The sequence below is a fragment of the Mesorhizobium sp. M0664 genome (assembly GCF_040320565.1).
Taxonomy (GTDB): Bacteria; Pseudomonadota; Alphaproteobacteria; order Rhizobiales; family Rhizobiaceae; genus Mesorhizobium.
This window is the reverse complement of sequence record NZ_JAMYPW010000041.1, coordinates 18,858-39,349: the sequence shown is the minus strand read 5'-3', so window position 1 is coordinate 39,349 and position 20,492 is coordinate 18,858. Positions and strand designations below refer to the sequence as shown.

At 57.2% G+C, this 20,492-nt stretch carries 23 protein-coding genes; 16 read left to right on the top strand and 7 right to left on the bottom strand.

The features are described from left to right. Window positions 1–92: 92 nt before the first annotated feature. From NKI39_RS26610 to NKI39_RS26555, 12 genes are all read left to right on the top strand, one after another. On the top strand, window positions 93–302 hold the full coding sequence (locus NKI39_RS26610) for a ribbon-helix-helix domain-containing protein (protein WP_352835561.1): 210 nt from the start codon (window positions 93–95) through the stop codon (window positions 300–302). Then, a complete protein-coding gene (locus NKI39_RS26605; RefSeq protein ID WP_352835559.1) occupies window positions 302–1,702 on the top strand; it encodes a restriction endonuclease in 1,401 nt (466 codons plus the stop codon). The genes NKI39_RS26610 and NKI39_RS26605 overlap by 1 nt, the downstream gene beginning before the upstream one ends. Before the next feature lies 1 nt (window position 1,703). Beyond that, window positions 1,704–2,798, top strand: a complete 1,095-nt coding sequence (locus tag NKI39_RS26600; protein WP_352835556.1) for a DNA-methyltransferase — start codon at window positions 1,704–1,706, stop codon at window positions 2,796–2,798. A 2-nt stretch (window positions 2,799–2,800) separates the two neighbouring features. Next, window positions 2,801–3,793 (top strand): HNH endonuclease, encoded by a 993-nt coding sequence (locus tag NKI39_RS26595; RefSeq protein ID WP_352835554.1) that lies wholly within the window; start codon window positions 2,801–2,803, stop codon window positions 3,791–3,793. Between the two features lie 43 nt (window positions 3,794–3,836). Then, the gene (locus NKI39_RS26590; RefSeq protein WP_352835551.1) at window positions 3,837–5,045 is read left to right on the top strand and encodes a DEAD/DEAH box helicase; all 1,209 of its coding nucleotides are present in this window, start codon (window positions 3,837–3,839) and stop codon (window positions 5,043–5,045) included. Between the two features lie 25 nt (window positions 5,046–5,070). Further along, complete coding sequence (locus NKI39_RS26585; RefSeq protein WP_352835548.1) at window positions 5,071–5,820, top strand: hypothetical protein; 750 nt, start codon at window positions 5,071–5,073, stop codon at window positions 5,818–5,820. 10 nt (window positions 5,821–5,830) lie between these two features. Further along, window positions 5,831–7,366: an ATP-binding protein gene (locus NKI39_RS26580; RefSeq protein ID WP_352835546.1), complete on the top strand. Its 1,536-nt coding sequence runs from the start codon at window positions 5,831–5,833 to the stop codon at window positions 7,364–7,366. A gap of 92 nt (window positions 7,367–7,458) precedes the next feature. Beyond that, on the top strand, window positions 7,459–7,698 hold the full coding sequence (locus NKI39_RS26575; RefSeq protein WP_352835544.1) for an HTH-like domain-containing protein: 240 nt from the start codon (window positions 7,459–7,461) through the stop codon (window positions 7,696–7,698). Further along, complete coding sequence (locus NKI39_RS26570; RefSeq protein WP_352835542.1) at window positions 7,695–8,225, top strand: hypothetical protein; 531 nt, start codon at window positions 7,695–7,697, stop codon at window positions 8,223–8,225. The genes NKI39_RS26575 and NKI39_RS26570 overlap by 4 nt, the downstream gene beginning before the upstream one ends. Window positions 8,226–8,321: 96 nt before the next feature. Further along, window positions 8,322–8,789, top strand: a complete 468-nt coding sequence (locus NKI39_RS26565; protein WP_352835540.1) for a hypothetical protein — start codon at window positions 8,322–8,324, stop codon at window positions 8,787–8,789. 545 nt (window positions 8,790–9,334) lie between these two features. Next, window positions 9,335–10,567, top strand: a complete 1,233-nt coding sequence (locus NKI39_RS26560) for an integrase (protein ID WP_352835538.1) — start codon at window positions 9,335–9,337, stop codon at window positions 10,565–10,567. An 82-nt stretch (window positions 10,568–10,649) separates the two neighbouring features. Beyond that, entirely contained in the window at window positions 10,650–11,045 is a 396-nt protein-coding gene (locus NKI39_RS26555; RefSeq protein WP_352835535.1) for a hypothetical protein, read from the top strand. A gap of 66 nt (window positions 11,046–11,111) precedes the next feature. Here NKI39_RS26555 and NKI39_RS26550 read toward each other — a convergent pair whose 3' ends face one another. The 6 genes from NKI39_RS26550 to NKI39_RS26525 all read right to left on the bottom strand — a co-directional run bounded on the left by NKI39_RS26550 (window position 11,112) and on the right by NKI39_RS26525 (window position 14,550). Beyond that, window positions 11,112–11,546: a hypothetical protein gene (locus NKI39_RS26550; protein ID WP_352798261.1), complete on the bottom strand. Its 435-nt coding sequence runs from the start codon at window positions 11,544–11,546 to the stop codon at window positions 11,112–11,114. A 12-nt stretch (window positions 11,547–11,558) separates the two neighbouring features. Continuing rightward, window positions 11,559–12,047: a hypothetical protein gene (locus NKI39_RS26545; protein ID WP_352798260.1), complete on the bottom strand. Its 489-nt coding sequence runs from the start codon at window positions 12,045–12,047 to the stop codon at window positions 11,559–11,561. 492 nt (window positions 12,048–12,539) lie between these two features. Continuing rightward, window positions 12,540–13,244 (bottom strand): hypothetical protein, encoded by a 705-nt coding sequence (locus NKI39_RS26540; RefSeq protein WP_352798259.1) that lies wholly within the window; start codon window positions 13,242–13,244, stop codon window positions 12,540–12,542. Window positions 13,245–13,306: 62 nt separating this feature from the next. Then, window positions 13,307–13,495 (bottom strand): hypothetical protein, encoded by a 189-nt coding sequence (locus tag NKI39_RS26535; protein WP_352798258.1) that lies wholly within the window; start codon window positions 13,493–13,495, stop codon window positions 13,307–13,309. A gap of 9 nt (window positions 13,496–13,504) precedes the next feature. Beyond that, entirely contained in the window at window positions 13,505–13,681 is a 177-nt protein-coding gene (locus NKI39_RS26530; RefSeq protein ID WP_352798257.1) for a hypothetical protein, read from the bottom strand. Window positions 13,682–14,004: 323 nt separating this feature from the next. Continuing rightward, window positions 14,005–14,550 carry a recombinase family protein gene (locus NKI39_RS26525; RefSeq protein WP_352798256.1) on the bottom strand — a complete coding sequence of 182 codons (546 nt, stop codon included), beginning with the start codon at window positions 14,548–14,550 and terminating at the stop codon, window positions 14,005–14,007. A gap of 332 nt (window positions 14,551–14,882) precedes the next feature. Between NKI39_RS26525 and NKI39_RS26520 the strand changes: the two genes are divergently transcribed. From NKI39_RS26520 to NKI39_RS26505, 4 genes are all read left to right on the top strand, one after another. After that, the gene (locus NKI39_RS26520) at window positions 14,883–15,584 is read left to right on the top strand and encodes a hypothetical protein (protein WP_352835532.1); all 702 of its coding nucleotides are present in this window, start codon (window positions 14,883–14,885) and stop codon (window positions 15,582–15,584) included. 28 nt (window positions 15,585–15,612) lie between these two features. Next, the gene (locus tag NKI39_RS26515) at window positions 15,613–16,017 is read left to right on the top strand and encodes a hypothetical protein (RefSeq protein WP_352835529.1); all 405 of its coding nucleotides are present in this window, start codon (window positions 15,613–15,615) and stop codon (window positions 16,015–16,017) included. A 98-nt stretch (window positions 16,018–16,115) separates the two neighbouring features. Further along, complete coding sequence (locus NKI39_RS26510) at window positions 16,116–16,535, top strand: hypothetical protein (protein WP_352835526.1); 420 nt, start codon at window positions 16,116–16,118, stop codon at window positions 16,533–16,535. A 51-nt stretch (window positions 16,536–16,586) separates the two neighbouring features. Further along, a complete protein-coding gene (locus tag NKI39_RS26505; protein WP_023721654.1) occupies window positions 16,587–16,865 on the top strand; it encodes a DNA -binding domain-containing protein in 279 nt (92 codons plus the stop codon). Window positions 16,866–18,350: 1,485 nt separating this feature from the next. Here NKI39_RS26505 and NKI39_RS26500 read toward each other — a convergent pair. Then, window positions 18,351–20,264, bottom strand: coding sequence for a ParB/RepB/Spo0J family partition protein (locus NKI39_RS26500; protein ID WP_352835523.1), 1,914 nt, complete (start codon window positions 20,262–20,264; stop codon window positions 18,351–18,353). Between the last annotated feature and the right edge of the window lie 228 nt (window positions 20,265–20,492).

The following is a 20,492-nucleotide window of genomic DNA, read 5'->3' as shown; positions in this document are numbered from 1 at the left end:
GATGCCTGTTGCTTGTGCATGAATATCCTAGCGCAGCTATTCCTGGTTCGTTCCCATGATAACGTGGTGAAGAAAACACCGAGGCGAATCACATGGGGCGGCCTAGAACCGACAAGCACCCGGCGCGGCTCACTGTCACGCTGGACGAGGAAGACTACAAGGAGGTCTGCGACAGGGCCGCGCGCAATGACGTGTCTGCCGCATGGGTCATTCGCCGAGCGGTACAGGACTATCTGGGCCGATCGCCTTCACCGGTGTCCGCACCCAGGAGGCCTGCAGGACGTATGGAAAGCCGCAAATAATGGCTATCCAGCGCAGCGACCTCCCATTCGGCAGTGAATTTTCACCGTCGCAAATCCAACTACCAGAGCTACTGGAGATCGTGAATCGTCACCAGGGTGACTTTCACGCCTTGGAAGCCGAAATCATGACGACCTATTTCTCCAAGCACTCCGCCCAACCAGAGCCCAACCAGGACGGCGAATACAATCGCGGCAAGCTTGCCAATAACTGCAAGCTCGGCATGATTGCCTACGGTTTGATCGACCGGCAGGCGCGGTTTACGCCCTTTGGTCAGGAGCTTTTTGACCTTCGCGGCGATGAACAGGCGCTGTATGAGGCGCTCGCCAAACATATTCTCCTCAATCTGAAGGGCATGACTCTCGTTCAGTGCCTCCAGGACATGGTGGCCGCCGGCGAGGAAATTACACTGGATACGCTGCGTCATTCACTGGAAGAACGCGGCGTGCTGTTCCCCCGTGGCGGCAAGCATCCCAGCATAATGCGGCTGTGGCTTGCCAAGGCCGGTGTGATCGTCGGCAACCGTTGGCAGGTGAACACAATCCGCTTACGGGCCGTCTTGGGCACCGACCCCGAAGATTACCCGACACTCGCCACATTCACTCCTCAGCAGCGCGCATTTCTGCTCGCGCTTGCCAATACCGGCATTACCGAGCCGCAACCGGCCAACGAGATCGTGAAACTGGCCTCGGCAACCTACGGCGTGCGGTTCCCCGACAAAAGCTTGCCCAAGGATGTTCTCAATGCCTTGAGCGCTGCCGGCTACATCGAGGCGACGAAAACCACAACCGGGCGGGGAGCAAAGCCGTTTCTGGTCGCTCCCACAGCCAAGGTCGATACCGAAATTATCGGCCCGCTCCTCGACCAGCTTAAAGACCAGGTCGACCCGAAGTTGCTTAGCCTGCTGACCAAGCCCCTCGCTGAGATCCTCGACGAGATAAAGTCGGAAGATCGCTATGTGTCGGGGCTTGCGCTTGAGGCCCTCGCCTTCAAGCTGATGCGCAACCTCGCAATGGACTACGTGGCAACCCGGTTGCGCGCCAGCGCCACCGGCGGCGCTGAGGTCGACCTGATTTTCCAGTCGGCACGGCTGGTTTATTCTCGCTGGCAGGTCCAGTGCAAGAACACCGCGCGGGTGGCGTTGGACGACGTAGCGAAGGAAGTCGGGTTGACGCACTTCCTGAAAAGCACCGTGATTGTGATTGTGACGACCGGCGAAATCGGCGCCGAAGCACGACGCTACGCCAACAAGATCATGAGCGATTCCAATCTGGCGATCGTCATGATCGATCGGGCAGATCTTGAGGCCGTGACGGCCAGCCCGGCTTACCTAATCGACGCATTCCGCCGCGAGGCAGAATACGCGATGGCATTGAAAAAAATCGACTTGGGGGCTGTATAGCATGAAAAAAGTAACCGCTCTGCCCCTCTTCCTTACGACCAAATTGGGACGCATCTTCCACGCGGACAGCCTCGACGTGATGAAGGCGACAAAGGCGTCGTCCGTTGATCTTATCGTCACCAGCCCGCCTTTCGCGCTTACCCGGAAAAAGGAATACGGCAACGAGCAGGAAGACGCCTACCTGAGATGGTTTCGCGATTTTGCGAGGCAGTTTCACCGCATCCTGAAGGACAGCGGGAGCCTGGTTATTGATCTCGGCGGGGCGTGGAAGCCCGGTGCCCCGGTGCGCAGCCTATATCACTTCAAGCTGCTGATTATGCTGTGCGAGGAATATGGCTTCCACCTCGCGCAGGAATTCTATTGGTGGAACCCCTCGAAGCTTCCGACTCCGGCCGAATGGGTGAATGTCCGACGCATCCGCGTCAAGGATGCCGTCAACACGGTTTGGTGGTTGTCGAAGACCGAATGGCCGCGAGCAAGCAATCGGCGGGTGTTGCAACCCTACAGCCCGAGCATGGAACTTCTGCTGGCCAATGGCTACAAGGCAAAGCTCCGGCCATCGGGGCACGATATCAGCGATAAGTTTTCGGTGAACAACGGGGCGGCTATTCCGCCGAATCTGCTCGCGATCCCCAACACCGAGAGTAACAGCGCGTATATGCGCTACTGCCAGGACAAAGGCATCAAGGCCCATCCTGCCCGGTTTCCGGCTGACCTACCCGAATACTTCATCCGCATGCTGACCGATCCTGGCGACTCCGTTTTCGACCCTTTCGGCGGAAGCTGCATCACCGGCGAAGTCGCCGAGCGGCTTGGCAGAAGGTGGGTTTGCGCAGAATTGATGGAGGAATATCTCGACGGCGCCATTGGCCGCTTCTCAAATCCGTCATCCGAGCGCGCGATCGCCAAGGACGAAGAAGGTTTCTACAAGATCCCTCGCCCTAGCTTGCTTTGGAACGGGCCCGATCCGATCCCGCTTGACCCAGAAGGTGGCCGCAAACGTCCGGCGACCACTGGCAAGAAGCCCCAGCGGCCGACAGGCGGCTCAATGGCGCCCGAGGCACCTTCCATCGCAGCTCGAGCGCTGGACGAATAGCCATGGCCCGCCTCAATAAGCCGGATCTCCTCGCCCGTTTTGTCGAAGCACTCAAAATGGGCGGTTGGGGCGTGCTCTTTCTATCGAAAGACGAACATCCTGCGAGATTTCAGGTTTTCAAAGAGGGCAGCAACTTTGCCGTTCGGGTCTATATCTGGAATATAAGCCATGGGGGCAAGGGACGGAATCCGGATGAATTCCGGATCCAGGTGACTGGCTTCGATCAGCTTACAAACCCGGCCGGTGTTAAGACGGTCATTCTCGGGTGGTGGGATGACGCCGAGGTTTTCGCCGGTTGGGATATTCGGCAGCACCTCGCTCCGCTGGGTGCCTCACCCTCAATGCAAATTTCGCGCGCTACCCTACAAAATGCCTTGTTGAACGGCTTTGCTCCCTATCGGAACGCCAAGGGTGAAACCGCCATAGCCATCCGTCCGGATTTCATGGGCACTTATCTGCGTTTTCTCGACGACCTGCATGACAGTGGAAAAGTGCCTGCCGAGGCCGCCCTTCTCGAGAAGCTGAGCGCAGATCCGGATGAGGTGGACGAAGCCGAGATCGATGCAGCCGTTGCCGCAGCCCGCAAGCATGCAATCGTAACCACGCGCAAGGCATTGCGGGCTCTGGATTTCAGCAAGAGGATCCTAGGGGCCTACGGCCACCGCTGCGCTATGTGCAGCACCCAGCTGCGCCTGGTTGACGGAGCCCATATCCTTCCTGTTGCTCATGCTGACAGCACGGATGAAACGTCAAATGGGGTTGCCCTATGTGCGATTCACCATCGTGCCTATGATCGGGGCCTTGTGACGTTCAAACCCGACTATTCTATCGTCCTCAATGAGGTCATGGCTTCCAAGCTGAAAAAGGATGACCGCAGCGAAGGCCTCAAAAGCTTCAGGGCAGGCCTTCGGCCCGTGATCCACATCCCACCGGACAAAAAGGATCGCCCGTCCAAGAAATTCGTGGTCTCAGCGAACGGCCTCAGAGGATGGTAACGCGAATCCTCGCCCTCAGATCTGGCCACCAAAAGGAGCCAGGATGAAGGGTTGGAAGTCAACGTATGAGCCTCGCGACTGGCAAAACGTGGCGCTGGAGCGCTGGAAAGAGCACAATGCCGGCATCGTCCAGGTGGTAACCGGCGGTGGAAAAACGGTATTTGCCCAACTTTGCATGCTGGATTTCTTCTCGTCGGAATCCAGCGGCCAAGCCTTGATCGTAGTCCCCACGGTGTCACTGCTAGATCAGTGGTGCCTAGCTCTCCAGGACGAGCTCAATGTTTCGCCGCAACAGATAGGTCTTCTGAGCGGCCAGGAGCGACCGAGGGGCGATGAGCCAATTATCATCGCGGTGATTAACTCGGCACGCCGCTTCAGTTCGAACTTTGCAAAGGGCCGCCGGGTCTTTCTCATCGTGGATGAGTGTCACAGAGCTGGCTCTCCGGCAAATGCGAAAGCCATGGAGGGTAATTTCGCGGCGACCCTAGGCCTCTCAGCAACCCCCGAGCGCGAATACGATGAAGGGTTCAGTACGTTGGTCGCGCCAAAACTAGGGCCGATTATCTACGAATACACCTATAAGGAGGCCGCGCGGGACGGTGTGATCAGCCCCTTCTCGCTGACAAATGTCCATGTCGACATGCTGCCCGACGAAGAGGATCAATATCGGCGTCTTTCAAAATCGATCGCACGCTCCTTGCGCAAGGGTAGCGCCGGCGAAGGCCAGGAAGACAGACTGAAATGGCTGCTTCAACAGCGGGCGGCGGTGTCCGCGAACGCCACCATGCGCATCCCGGTAGCCATCAAGCTGATAGAAGCCCACCGCGGAGAGCGCGCGGTCATCTTTCATGAGCGAATCCTTGCGGCCAATACGATTCTAGCCTCGCTTCTGAAGCGGGGACACCGGGCCACCATATACCACGCCGAAATCGGGCCGGAGGTCCGGCGAGACAATCTTCGGCTCTTTCGCAAAGGGCACTTTGACGTCCTTGTCTGTTGCCGGGCATTGGACGAGGGGATGAACGTGCCCGAGGCAAGCTTGGGTGTGGTAGCCAGCTCCACGGCAAGTCAGCGCCAGCGCATCCAGCGCCTGGGACGTATCCTCCGTCGAGCAAAAGGGAAAGAGTCGGCCACTATCTACACTCTCTTCTCAACTGAAGAGGAAAAGAATCGTCTGCAAACGGAAGCTTCGAACCTTGAGGGGATTACGACGGTGACATGGCAGCAAAGTCGAGTGCGAGCCGATGCCTAGGCTATTTCACCGTGGTGAATGGTTCGTGGAATTGTCCCCAACAGCCCTTGCTGAGGCGGAATTTGAGAGCTTGCTTATACAAAATTCAGCTATAATCCGCGCAGCATCCAGGATCGTTCCATTCAAGAAGACGGTTTATGCAGGCGCAGAGTCAGCCAGGGCGGACTTCGCTATTATTGCGAATGACTACCGGGAATGGGTCGTGGTCGAGGTTGAAATGAAGCGGCACGACCTGCATCGGCATGTTATCCCCCAAATCAACACCCTGCGAAGCGGCCTCTACGGTCAGGAACACGCGAACTATCTGGCTTCCAAGTGCAAAGATCTCGACGCTACGAAAATATCCGACATGCTTCGGGGTGAAGCCCCAGAAGTGCTTGTACTGGTAAATAAATATGATGACGAATGGGGCCGCGAAATCGGTCGGTATGGCGCCCATATGATGACATTCGAGATCTATAGGTCAGAGCAGTCCAATAGACATATTTTCGCGATCGACGGCGAGTTGCCGCCGCTCTCCCAGGATGTCTTGAGTGAGCTTTCCTTTGGCCTAGTGCCTCGGTGTCTATCGGTAAAATCGCCGGCACGGCTGGATTTTAAGCCGGGCGAGAAGGTCTCAATCCTCGTGGATGGTCAAATGACCTTTTGGGAACGTTTCGACACAGCTAACCAATGCTTTATGACACCGATCGGTACAATGCCGATAGAGCAAGGTAAAAAATATGCATTGGTTCGGATGGAAAATCAGCAGTACGCTATAACGACCATAAATTGAGGGGGAAACAATGTCATTCAATATAGAGATCGGTCTGAACGCCATAGCCAGCTATCGGCGCATGAACTATGAGATTTGGTATGCTTTGGCCGAATTCGTCGACAATTCTACACAATCTTATGCGAACAACAAGGACGCGCTAGAGACAGCCTATGAACGTGAGGGCGAGACACTCGAAGTTAGAATAACTTACGAGCGCCAGGGAAATGACCCTGTACTGCGGATTGTCGACAACGCGATGGGCATGGACTACGCCGAGCTAGAACATGCGCTCAAGATTGCAAATCCGCCCGCAATTAATACGGGCAGATGTCGCTATGGCATGGGAATGAAAACGTCTTCATGCTGGATTGGAAATAGGTGGTCCATAGCTACAAAAAAACTGGGCGATACGCGGGAATATACCGTCGAAGTCGACGTCAAGCGCATCGAAGGAGGCGATCCGACACTCGATACGAAGACGATTGACGGCCTTTCACCTGACGAACATTACACGCGCATCGAAATTCGGGATCACAACCGGGAGTTCAAGGGACGTACAATCGGTAAGATTAAGGACTTCTTGAAGTCCATGTACCGAGTCGATTTCCGCCAGAACACATTGGATCTTTGGTACAACGACGAACTTCTATCGTGGGAGGAGTTTGAATCCAAACTGCGCCGCAATCGAGCCGGAGAACCTTACAAGCGTGAGTTCATGTTCGATATCGAGGGCAAGATCGCACATGGTTGGGCCGGCGTTCTGGACAAGGGCGCACGTGCTGACACCGGCTTCTCGATATTGCACGCCGATCGGGTCGTGAAAGGTTGGCCCGACGCATGGAGGCCCGAGCGCATCTTTGGCCAGAATCGAAACGATCTGCTCAACCAGCGACTTCTTGGTGAGATCCATCTTGAGGACTTCGAAGTCACCCATACCAAGGACAACATCCAATGGTATGGGGACGAAGAGGAACTGTTCGAGAAGAAGCTGGCGCAAGAGATCAGCGATCTCATAAATATCGCCAGGACACCCTGGAAGGACCAGGAGGATGGTCGTCGACCGTCTGAAGGTGAGATCGACCTGGCGATTTCTGGTCTTCGGGATGAGCTTATGTCCCCCGAGATGGTCGACAAAATCTCAATCGAGGTTCTCCCTCCCGAGGAAGCAATCAGAGAGTCTCTGTCGCGGATCGCCGAACCTGTAAAAGCAGGTCGAGCGGCTGATATCCAGGCGACGGTTGGGGACCTCAAAGTATGGGTTTATGTGGTGAGCACCGACATCGGACCGTACGACCCCTATGTGGTCTGCGAGGCTGGCTCAGATGGAAAAATCATCGTTATCATTAATATGCAGCATCCGCATGTGTCGCAAATTTCCGGTGAGCAAGGCATCATGAATTACTTCCGGCATTGCGTGTATGACGCTGTGGCAGAGTGGCAGGCACAAAAGCTTCGCTCCAAGCTTGATAGCAACACAATCAAGATGCTGAAGGATTCGTTGCTTCGAGTATCGCTTCTCATAGAGCAGCATGCAACGGCATCTGAGGAAGCCACAGCGGAATAGATTTTGTGAACGGCAGTGGGAAATCCGGTCGAACTCCGATTGGGCGAAAAGGTGCACAATTTCGCCCGGCCAGTGACCGATGGAGCAAGCATATGACCGCCAATGAAGCATTGAAGAATATCAAGGTTGCGATCGAGACATCACCGCGAAATGGTTATATTGCCGAGATCCACCTTCAGGTGATCAAGTACGCCGAAGTCCTGGAGGGTGTAACGGGCAGAGAGTTCACCGAAGCGGTGGGCCTAACGCCGGCCTTCGGGGCCGAATTTGCGAAGATGCGAAAGATTGCCAGTAGGCTGGTGAACGCCGGCCTTGACGTGGACAGGATATGACGGCGGTCGCATCAAACTACCTTTACTCAACCCTGCGCGAGCGCATCGTCGAGCATGTGTTCGTAGGCGACGCTCTCCGCGAGCTGTGGCGGCTTGGTGTTTATGACGTCGAAGTCCTCCGATCGGAGTTTGACGCCCACGGGTATGATCTGGTGATGGCCCGAGGGAAGATCGTTCGCCACATTCAGTTCAAGACCGCCACGCAGAAGAAGCCAGGTACTGTATCGCTCTCTAGGGCTTTGGCAGAGAAACCCAGCGGATGCGCAATCTGGATTCGTCTCGAATCCGACCTCGTTATGGGACCGTTCTTCTGGTTCGGCGCGGCCCCCGGCGAGCCGCTCGCGGCACTCGATCACTATCCCAACTCCCGGCGCGTAACGCCTAACAAGACCGGGATCCGGCCGATCCGCAAGAATCATCATGAAGTCCCTGGCGCTGCATTTGTGCCCCGGAGCAGCTTGCGGGAAATTCTGGTCGACCTTTTTGGCGATCTGACGCCGACGCTCGTTGTAGAGGATCCAGAATGACCCTTATCCTTCCCTGGCAATCTTCTGGTTAGCTGTACCCGAAGCCAACGCCAAGGTGGAAGCATCCTAATCTCATCGACAAAGGACCAGACTGAGATGGCGATAGACATGAAGGCCGCAAATCGACTGCCTCCCCGCGGCGATGAGCTGCTCCGCGTGTTCACCAGGTTCGAATACGCACTCAAAGATGGCGGCTTCGGCAAGGCCGGTCGCAAGAATGTCGTCGAGGCGGACTGGGATAGGTTTGCGTCCAAGGAGTTAAAGGGGCCGTTCTTTGCTGCCGTGACGGCAAGAGCCTTGGCGCCTACGCTGACGACCAATCCACCAAGCCGCCAAGTCCTGCAAGGCGGCACTTTGGGGTGGGACACAGTAGCTCCCCCGGCAAATGTGACTGAGCTCATGGGAGCCGTCCGGCGCGTTCGCAACAATCTCGTCCATGGCGGCAAGTCTGGTGACCCCGATTCCGATCGGAACGACAGCCTAGTTGCTGAGGCCATTGAGGTCCTGCTTGAAGCGCTACGGAGTCATACAGACCTCAGAGCCATCTTCGAGAGGCGCTGGTAGCCTCGGGATGGGCTACGAGCGACCGTATGCATGCCATGAAGAGCCTCCCCAATGGTGACTATAGAGTCGCCGCCAACCGAGCATTGTTTAGCTGCGCTGCAAGGGAGGAAGCCTCCTGGGTCGAGGTCCAATGCACCTGACGGTAAAAATCCCAGTTACACGAAAGTTACATGGAAACAACCTACTGGATTGAAATCTGTGTAACTACTTGAAAATATTGGCGCACCCGACGCGATTCGAACGCATGACCCCTTCCTTCGGAGCGCCCCAAGTACGATAATCCGAGATTATCGAAATTGGTTAATCATTTGTTTTTGTGTCATTTTTGATGACTTGATGATCATCATTACTTCACTTTCCATGTAACATTTGCTATAAATCGGTTACATGGAAGTTACATGAAATGCCCCAATTATTTTTAACTGACGATCTAGTTTTTACCGCAAATTGCCCTTCTGGGAAAGGCCAGGAAATTTACTGGGGATTATCCGGTTGGAATAGACGGCCGCATTCGCAACGACTCCGTTTCAGGGCTGGGTCTCCGTGTGACTGCGCTCGGAAATAAGGCCTTCGTCCATGCCTACCAGTTCAATGGCAGGCGCTATCGGAAAGTGCTCGGGACAACGGTTGTTCTCACCGTATCCTCTGCCCGACTGACGGTGGGCCAGCGGCAGCGCCGGCTGGAGGCCGGCGAAAATCCGGATTTCGACCGAACCGACCCCCGCCGCGCCCACCTTCTGACGGTCCGTGAGGCGATTGATCGCTATTGGGAAAGCCATGTCAGCGGCCTTTCCCAAGGCTACCGTTACAACTTCGCGATTTTCGTGGCCCATTGGCTGCGCCCTACCCCGAAGGTCGCCAGCAAGCGCGGTCACAACAGTCGGCGGCGTTACAAAGATTTCGGAACGCTGTTTGCCGACCGGCCGCTCTCCTCGATCAAGCCGCTCCATGTCGAAGAATTCCAAAAGCAGTTTACCTCGCCGTACGTGTTCAACAGCGCGCTCCGGCACGTCTTGGCGCTCTACAACTGGGCTATCCGCATGCAACTGGTGGACATGCGCAATCCCTGCACCCCCATCCGCGCGCGGAAGCAGATCCGCCGCCGCCGGGATTATTCCACTGAGCAGATCCGACAAATCGCGGCCCACATCTTCTACCCGGTGTTTGAGGCTGTGCCTGAAATCGATCACCTGGAAGGGTTCACCAAGCGGAACATGGCGCTGGTCAAGGGACAGGTGGCAACCGCCAACGACCAGATGCAGGAACTCTGCAATTTCATGGGCATCCTGTTCCTGACCATGGCCCGCCCCAGCGATCTCACCAAGGCCGAATTCGACCATTTCGATCTGGAAAAACTGGTCTGGCACAAGCACAACACCAAAGGCATCAAACTGTCGCGTTCACTCTACGAGTACGCCTACCGTTCGGTGCCGATCCATCTCCGGGTCGCCGGGATGGTGCAGGCCCAACGCCTTCGCTGGCCTGACAGCAAGTTGCTGTTCCCATCCCACACCGACATGACCCAGCCCCGCGACAACTTCCGCAAGGGGCTGGACAGGTTCAAGGCCCTACCCGGCGTCCCCGAGTATTTCCAGTTGTACGACCTCAAGCGGATTGCGATTTCGCTGATGCTGGCGGGCCAAGGGGTGTCGCATGAGGCCATATCGCACTACGTCGACCACAAGGGGAACCTTGAAACGACCATGATCTACGATCTTGGCTTGGTCGACCCCATGCGTCCGGTCACCGAAAAGCTCGGCGCCCTCCTCGGTATATAAGGCTTGACGTCATTTTTTGGTTGTGAGGCAATGAACCTGCGGCGATCTCCGCTGCAAAAATCCCTTCAAGGAAAGTACGTTCATGGAAGCCTTACAAGCGTTGGTGCTGACCAGCACGCAATTGCGCGACATGCTGACGGAAGCTGCGCGTCAAGGGGCGGCGCTCGCCGTTGCAGAACTCCGCGCAGACCTTCACCAGGCACCAGAAGATGCGACTTTACAAAAGCTCCGCAGCTACCTGGTCGACCCGGCCTCCCTTGCCAATCCGAATGACCACTGGGCGCATAGCGGGCTCATCCGCCGGATTGAGCCAACAGTACGTGGCAAGCCAAAATCAACGGCGTGGTTTATGAGATTTCAGAGAGAGACCGGCCTGCACGGGTGTTTTACCCGCCCGAGCCCTGCTTACGGCCGGCGGCAAGAATGGACATTCGCCGACATTAAATTGGCGTGGGATGCCTACTACCGGAAACGGTAGCAGGTAAATCCATCAAAGACCGCTAACTACCACCAATTTCTAGCAATACGCCTTCGCCCTAGGCGCTCAACTCCATCCAAGCTTTATGTTCGCGCCGGCCACCGCAATCTTTCTGAGCTCAAAATCGTCAATCAAACTTGGTTTGGCAGAGCCGCATATAATTGAAAGTGTATGAAAACCTCCCGCAATACCGTCGAAGATCTGCTTGCTAACAGTCAAAACAAACGACTCTGACTTACGCTGTCCATCATTCGGATCACCAATGTAACCTATCAATTGGCCATCAATATTGACCGCATGCTTCTGCCAATCCTCCCATGTTTCAATTAAGGAGGTCTCCAATCTCAATTGCACGTCGCCGGTGTCGGTTCCATTCCGAGAGGGTCGGATGGGGAGGTGCAATTCTAGACCGGCATATTGCGCATCGGGGAAATATGTCGCCGATGGTGTGTCACCGAGCTGGACTTTTTCGTCGAAGAAAACATCGTACTGAGGTTCCACTGATATCTCCTATCAACGCGCAACAAGAATAAGTTGCGACCAAGGAAATTGACCGGCCTGGCCACAGCCTTTGTCGTTTGCATCTGACGAGTCGGCGGCCTTGGTTTTGGTGAAGTCCGCAGCATCTGCGGCGGATGCTGCATCAAAAACTTGCTGGCAGTAAAATAGCTGGCCGTTAGAGCCAAACCACTCAAATCGGCTATATTTTCCAGGATTGTACTGATTGTCGGCACTATTGCGGGCGATCAAAAAGTTCTTGGTATTATCGACGCTACAGATATCAAAAATCATCTCATCGCCGGCAGCGTAGCTCACCCAAGCTTGTTTGCCCACCGCCTGCCAACCGTCAAAATTGTCGATATACATCCCAGAGATTTTTGGCGGAGCGGCCACTGACCCGGTACAGACCTCCTCAGCAAAACTCGCTACTGGATGCAAAATTGCTGCGCATGCGAGTGAGCCTATCAGTATGCAGGCTGCTTTCAAGACATTAGAAGTCATCCGAGAACCCTTCCCCATGGGGCGTTGAAGTATACCTTTTCACACAGCTTAACTGTGTGCTGGTCATAGGAACACTTAGAATTACCATGTGAAGAAGCGTGCCGATAGGAGTTCGGAGGAAATTATTGGCCGCCTGCATCACCCCCGATAAGCATCCGCCTAAGCATTGAGATGTTCGAGGAGCAGATAGCAGCCATAAGCCTATGTCTGCCGTCCGGCCAGATCGCGTTCAACGGGGATAGTCGGCGGTTCGGGCAAACTGCCTGATCAACGTGAACCCGTGGCCGGTGCAGGGATTATGAGGCAACGCGACCTGAAAGGGCCGGTCTCGGTCGACCGCGCCTGGCGAGGGCGTAACCTTGCTTCGATTGACCAGGACCCAGCCCTACTCGAAACGGACGGCATGGCCGCGCATGCGGACCCGTCGCGGTTTCCTGATGTCAAACGGCTTCCCAAACTGACCCGGGGTCAGTGTGGGAAGCCGTTTGATACCTAGTGGCCAATTGCCTCCAAGGGAACGATGACCGTAACGATCCCCACGAGCAAGGCCACTCCGACTGCTCCAACGGTCCAGAACAGTGTCTTTCTTGCTATCTTGATATCGATCTGGGCGTCTTCCAGGCCCCGAATGGCCAGTTCATGCTGTTCCCTACGTTCGTCGTCCTCGTGACGACTCTTCTCGGCGAGCGCCTTGAGGGCATCCTCGCTATGGCCAAAATTGCGTAAAGAATCGAGAACGACAGGCATATCGTCCCTGTACATCCGATCGTAGACGTCAAAACGCATGCCCCTGAACTCACGCGACTGAGCCACGATCTTGCCGAGCTGGTCGAGCTTGTCCTTGGTGGGGATGTAGTCCTTCCAATACAGGAACAAGAGGTCCTTCCCGAAGGTATCCTCTGCGATCGTCACCCGGCTTCTCGCGTACCATATGATCGAATCCACCGCGTCGTGGTGCGCGCGGTGGCAGTTTTGCTCGACCTCAGCGATATGGGCCTTTATTGCATCCATCGACGGGTTTTCAGAAAGGGATTCCCGAACGGCATCCACGAGCTTCCTGCCTGCATAGCGAAGCTCGAACATGACGGATCCAACCGCGTCGCCCACGATGTTTTCGGCACTCTTGGCGAGCCCTTCGGTGGCGTCCCATTTGGCCGCAACTTTTTCGAGCAGATCCCTAACATCGTCGTTATACAAGTGGAGCCCTCCCACATGGAAAAGCCCGCCTAAGCGGGCTTTTCCATGGAACTATCAGTCACTTATTTTTGGTTGACGTCGTGCTCGATCTCGTCGCGCTTTTCCTCAAGCTCGGCCCTAGTCATATAATGACCGTTGCCAGCACAAATGTTGCCTCGCGTGAAACGAGCGATCGTATCTTTCTCAAGCTGAATCTTACGTTTCTCGTAATCGTCACTTGAGTAGTTGTGAAAACGAGAGGTGTTCGCCATCAGGGTTTCCTATTCGTTCGATGCGTTGGCGCCGGCACCACCAAGTCCGGCTCGGAGAAGGGCAATGACAGCGTCCTTCTTGCTGTCATGCTTATGCGCGTGCCGATATTCGTTGATGCTATCCATCAACTCCTTCGGCAGGCGTACCTTCAGGCTGACTTCCGTGGGATCTGGGCTAGTTGGCATTATTCACCTTGGGTGCCAATGGAGCGGATGGTTCCGTTACCTCCATATGGGTCTTTGGTGTGGCTAGTACCATATGCCCCAAGCGGCCTTCAAGGGCCGCCAGGGCCCCAGCAGGTAGAATCTTACACGCTGTCGGATTTATACATGGAAAAGTTGAAGATTTCGTGTCCGCAAATAGGATTATATTCCAAATGCGATTGCAGGTAAAGTAAATAGCTCCGGGTCACTGCATGCCACGAACAGCGGGATCAGCTAGCCGATGGTCGCCTGTTGAGGCGGCGACCCTCCCCATCTGGTTTCGCCCCTTTTGCAACCGGCGGTCCCTAGGGATGCAATCGGGAGATTGTGCTGCTGCTGACGTGATAACGATGGGCAACCTCCCCCCGCGCCTCCCCGGCGGCAAGCCGTGCCAGCGCCTCACGCTGCTCCTGCTGCGAGAGCTTGGGCTTGCGGCCGAACTTGACACCCTTGGCCTTGGCGCGGGCACGCCCGTTCGAGGTGTTTTCCAGGATCCTGCGCCGTTGCCATTTGGCGGCCCAGCCAAGAAGGAAAAGCATGAGGTCTGACATTTCCGACGTGGTATCGATAAAGGGTTCGTCCAGCAGGCGCAGCCCGGCCCCCGCCGCTGTCACTGTCTTGAGGATGTTCAGCATGTCAAAGGGATCCCGCGCCATCCGGTCGCTGACGACGGCATGGACCACGTCACCTGGCTTCAGGACCTTCAGCAGCCGTTGCAATTGACGGCGGTCGGCATCCTTGCCGCTGCGTTTCTCAAAGAAAATCTTCTCGCAACCTGCCGCTTGCAGGCGCTCGATCTGGGCGGCCAAGTCCTGCGCTTCAGTGGACACCCGCGCATAGCCGTACTTCATTCAAGTAGACCTCCCCCTGGTTGCTGCAAAAGTCACGAGATTTGCAATACCAAACCCCCTCTCCCATTCTCTATTTTTTTCCAAGGGCATTGCCTAAAACGCGAGCAAAAAACCAAGCGCGAGCTTAACCGCGACCGGTCTATAGACGACCGCAAATATCGTGATTTCTGCGTAAACGTCTCGTCTCTCTCCAGCCTCCTATAGGTGCACCTTTGAGACGTAGCGCAGCCTTGTCCTCCGTCACGGCCGTCAAGGCTTCCCGATATTACCGGCAGGATCGAAGCCCCGTAAACATCGTAGGACGAGCCCGCATTTGGACTTTGGTAGTCGCATTGGCGTTAGCCGCGACGCCCGTGAGTGCGCAGCAGAAGCTGTCCCTTGAAGTAACCGTACCCGCCGCTACCCTGCCTTCGAGCCTGTTCAGTCCCAATGGTGGCGCAGCCGATTTTCTTGGAGTCGGCCTGGGCCAGACCGTAGATGACATTCGAAAAATATTGACCGGCCAGAACTTCACCAACGAGGATTCGTCGGGCCGCTTCCTACTCGACGAGGAATATTTCACCGTCGAGATCATCGCCACGGGGCCCAACAGGTACTTTACCTACGTGATCTGGACTGGGCCCGAGGATGCTGAAGCCACCCAAAGCGTAAGGGTGGAGTTCTCATCTCCCCTGACCGGCCAGCGCTCCACCCACGTCAGGCGATTAGTCACCTACAACGACGGCAAAGGCCCGTTGCTCGCCACGCTCCGTGCGGCGATCGTCCAGAAATTTGGCCCGCCAAGCGTCGATGGCAACTCGTCAATGCGCTGGTTTTGGAGCAAGGGGCAGCAAGTCAAAAAGAGCGCCGCCCGTGACAAGCAAATGGCGATCGGCATGGACGTCAGAAGCGATTACGTGACGGCCATCACCTACGAGCTGGTCGACGACGCCGCAGCGGCCGCCGACCGGGACCAGGTTACCCAATTCCAGAAGTCCGTCGAAAGCGCCGCGAAGAATGTTCGTGACGGCAACGCCGCCGCGCCGAAGCTCTAGCTCACATCACAACAAAAGGAGGATGATTTTGAAAATACGCTCGTGCGTCCAGATTCTTGGTGCCGTGGCCCTCGCAGCCAGCCTTTCCATGGTTACCCAACCGAGCGCCGCCAGGGACATCGTCGGGTTCGTCGATCAGGTGACGAAGCAGGCGAATCCAAGCCTGATTCTGATCCTTCACAACAAGGAGGCGTGGACCAGCAACATCATCGACACCATGACGGCGGTGCTGAAAGCCAGGAATTTCAAGTATGACTTCCATGGCTATAATCAGGGGGACCGTCCGCGCGACATCGCCCGATCGTTCAACTGGCCGACTTACGGCGCGGTGTTCTGTATGGGTCAGCCCATGGACTGCGACCTGATCAAGGTCCAGGCCGAGGGGAAGGGCTTTGAAGGCGATTTTTACAACCACATGCTGGAAAAACGATAACGGTTCTTGTCCCTGTTGTAGCATCGCGGCCTGGTCGGACGCGCACATGGCTGCTGGCGGGCCGCTTGCGCCTTCATCCAGATTGCCGAGAGAGAGATATGACTTCCATTCGAGCGCTCGTGATTGCTGCCGGGGCTGCCGTTCTCGTGGCTGCTCCCGCGACGGCCCAGGAAGAACAGCCTCAACCAACTCCGACACAGGGGTTCAAGCTCGGCCAAAGTGACGGGTGCTTCCGCTACATTGGCGACGCGGTCGAATTTGTCGGCCGCTTCAAGGCCGGGAGCTATATCGGCGTGTCCATGATCACCATCGGCCGTGACGGCCTGCCGACACCGGCCGCCGACGAGGACCGGACGCCGGCTATGGACCTGCCGGAAACGAAAAGCGCCTCGCCGTATTCTTGGTTCGGACCCACGCCCAGGACACAGGACTATTCCATCATGTTCACACCCCGAGCGGCTTGGGGCAGCTCCGCCTTCGTCACGATCTGCGGCCGCCAGTCCCCGCCCGCAACCTGAGCCACGCGGTACAGCGCTTGCGTGGCCGCGAACAGCCGCTAAACTTCAGGCATGGTCAAGCCGCTTCTCGATCCAGAAGTCGCCGACGAGGCGCCGACGTCTCCGGTCCTTACCGGATACGATCAAGAGCACATGGTGACCTATATGCGCGTGCTCGATGCCGCCGCCGAGGATGCCGACTGGCGCGAGGTTGCCAAGATCGTCCTGCGCATCGATCCAGCCAAAGAGCCCGATCGCGCCTTCCGCGCCTGGGAGACCCATCTCGCGCGGGCCCGGTGGATGACCACGACGGGGTATCGCTATCTGCTGGCTGGTGGCGCGCCGCATTGAAGCCTTGCCGATCCCGGCCGCTCAGCCAGTGAACTCACCGGTTGCGCCAAGATTGATCTCCCTTCCGCCGCCTGCTGCCGGTGGCAACGAGTTCCTGCGTATTGTCGGTCGGCTCAAGGAGTTGGATGACCTGCGCCCGAATTATTGCTAGTTCGCAAGCGAGCAATAAACGGCATATGCGGTCACTCGCAGCGAGGTTAATGGGATATTAGGAGGATCGCCTGCTTGACAGAACCATCCCAGCTTATCGTCGGAAGGTCGTGAATGCATCGTGGGAGCGTTGTCCGGGCTCTCCGGATAGTAGCTAGTTGCGCATCCGCCTCCCGTTAGAATTGAGCCGGCAGGGATTACTGCAGTGGCGGAGGGATAGTGCCCTGTCGTTTGAGCCTCCGATTTGTCGCATCTTAACGAACGCTTCGACAGGGCGGTAGAAGCGGTTTCGATAGCCGCCATTCGCACGGATAAGTCGGACGCAAATTGTAAAGGCAGCGACGCATCCGCCGGCACACCGAGGAAAAGGCTTCCCCGGCTCGTACCGATCGTCAATTCCGCGCTGGGATAAACTCGCTCCCCTGCGGTTGCGGAATTCTGAGGCAACCGGTCACACGTGATCGGCACGAAATTCCCGTCCAGTTGCAGAACTGAATCTTTATCAGCGAGCTTAGCGCCTTGCGATTTGCCGTTCTGCGTTGGCGTAGGAGGTAAATAGCACTGCAGTAATGTCGCATCGTACGTCAGGCCTCGAATATATGCATCGTCACTACCGCGGCGGACGTCAATGACCAAATTGGTTTTACCTACCTTAGGATTAAAGTAAATCCCAGATCCGGCAAGTGAAATACAAGTGTTAAAAGCCTGGAGGGCCTCTCTCACGACTATCGACGTGTCTATCGTTTCCGTCGAAAATTCCGACCGTCGCGAGTCGTAAACCCTGCAGAAGTTATTCAGTTTTTCTGAGGATGAAGATCCGCCAAAGTTGAATTTTATGGGGATTGCCTTGACGACCGCTTCAAGTCCTACACTCGTGGCGGACCCCTGCTTAGCAGACGAACCTTCACAGTGCTGCGTAAACAGTGATGCCGCGATCGCATTCTCTCGGGCTTCACTGGATATGTCCCGTCCGGTGTATGAGAGAAGTCCGGTGCAAACCTCTTGGGCTGCGCTAGCCGTTGCACCACAAACCACCATGCTTAGAGCAATAAGTAACGTCCTCATTATTATCCCCCAACAAAATCCCCTGTCCTAACGTAATCGTAAAATACTGTTGAATACAAGCCCCACATTTTGGACGCACCCAGATGGCTTGCGCTCTGCTTAGGACGGGCGGGCTGGGGGGGAGCGCGAGGGGGCGGGCCTGGGGCGCCCTCGCCTGGCCTCGACCGCTTCGATACCGGGCCGAGGGCATTCCGGACGCAAAAAAGCCGGGACATCACTGCCCCGGCCTTGGACGATATGCGAGCCTACTCGGCTGCGATTGCCACGCTTTCACTCTCGACCAAAAGGAGCCCGCAACGCTGCGGGAAGCCATCCCTTGCCGTCCAGTTCCTTCTCAGCCTGCAGGACGCCTTCGGCTTTCGGGGCGCGTTCCACCGCTTTCGCGGCGTCCTCCGCGCACCCTGCCTCGCGCATCACCCCGGCGATGTCAACCTTCGACAAACGTGCGAGGAAGGCCGCCTCGGCCGTCCACCACAGGCCCATGTCCAGCCCGACCGCCACAGCCATCCGGTCGGCATGGGCGATGCGTTGCTTGCCCGGTTCGTGGCGGGCGACCACGGCGTTGACGTTGGCGGCAGTGACTGCTGCCAACAAGTCAAGTTGCACGTCCTGCGGCTGCGCCACCAGCCACGGCCACAGGTCGGCGGGGTCTCCGGGCAGGCGATGTCCCCAGCCTTCCGTCACCTGGTTCCAGCCGCTCAACGCCCGACAGGCATCCGGCTCCTTGATGGACGGAACCAGATTGCGGCGCTGGCCGGTGATTTCCACCACAGGTTCGATGCGCCCATGGTGGTAGTCATAGAACACGCGGCTCACCAGCGCGTGCAGGATGGCGACCAGCGCCACATCAGGATGGTTCGATAGTTCCACGCGTAAGGCTGCGGTGCGAATGGCCGTCAGTTCCTCGGTGAGGGCCGCCGACATACCGGTGGCCTCGGCTTCGGGCGCTTCCACCTGTCCCGCTTGGTCGGCCTCGTCTTGGTCGTTGCCTTCGTGGCCGTGCTGCGACGCGTCGAGCGCCTTGCGGTCTTCGGCCTTCACCAGCCCCGGAGTCACCTGCAACGTGCCGCCGTGCGCTATCGACACGATGCAGCCCGCCAGCGCCATTTCCTGTGGGTCAAAGACCTGCGCGGCGTTCTGGATGGTCTCCATACGGCTCTCTAGCGCCCGCAGCTTGACCTCATCGGCCTCAATTTGCGGGTCGCCCTCGGGGTAGGCGTCGATGGCCTCTGCCAATTCGTCGTACTGCGCGCCCAGCGCTGACAGTTCCGCCTGCTCGGCCTCGGTTGGGTCGCGCCGCACTGCATGGATGCGCCCAAACCCGCCGCTGTGGATGAAGGTGCTGTCGAGGCTGATTTCCACCCATTTCCAGCCCAGCGGGCGCAACTCATCGGCCACCGCCTCGAGCCGGTCACTGGCAAGCTTCACCAATAAGGGCCGGTCGGTCAGGAACGTCAGATCGTCGTCGGCGAACAGGTCACGCAACACCCCGCCCCCTGCGGCCTCGTACACCTCAACACCAACAAAGCGGGCCAGCCGGTCGTTGCCGCGTACATGGGCGCTGGTCAGGAATGAGCGGATACTCCCCGGATTACGGCTCCAGCCATCCTGCTCGAACCATGCAGCCTCCTGCGCCGCATGGTCGTCACTCACGGCAAGGGCTTTGGCCTGCTCAAGGGTCAATTCATCGGCACGCATGGCATCGAGGATGCGCGGCGACAGATTGGCGAGTTTCAACCGCTGCCGAACCGTAACAAGAGACTTACCAAAGCGCCCTGCAATGTCCTCGGCGGCCATGCCCTGTTCGATAAGGTCGCGATAGGCAATGACCTCGTCCACAGGGTGCATCGGCTCACGCTGGTCATTTTCGGCCAGTGAAATCTCGGTGCCGCTGCCGTCCTCGCGCAGGATGGCCCTGACCGGGTAATCCTTGGTCACCGCCACACCCTGCACGGTGCGACCTTCCTCCAGCAGCAACCGCAACGCCCCCAGCCGCCGCCCTCCGGCGACGACTTCGAACTTGGCACCTTTCGGGGCCTTGCGGGTCACAAGGTTATGGATGAGGCCGTGGGCCTCGATGCTGGCGGCCAGTTCGGCCCTGCCCGCCAGCGTATTGACGCGGCGGACGTTGGACGCGCTCGGCACCAGCTTGCCAAGCGGGATTGTGATTTCATTCGTGTTCATGGACTTGCTCCTTGTTGATTTCAGGGATTGACCTGAGGTTCAGGCCCCCTGAACCCCTGCCTCGCGGCGAGTAGCGGGGAGAGAGGGGGCAAGCCCTGGGGGCGGAGGGGTCTCCCCGGTCTGCACGGAGCGAAGCGGAGGAAGATGGGGGAAACCGCCAGCGGCGGCTTGCTGGGTGAGAGGGCCGCGCGCCTCTCTCCCTGTCACACAACAAACGTGCCGACAGGC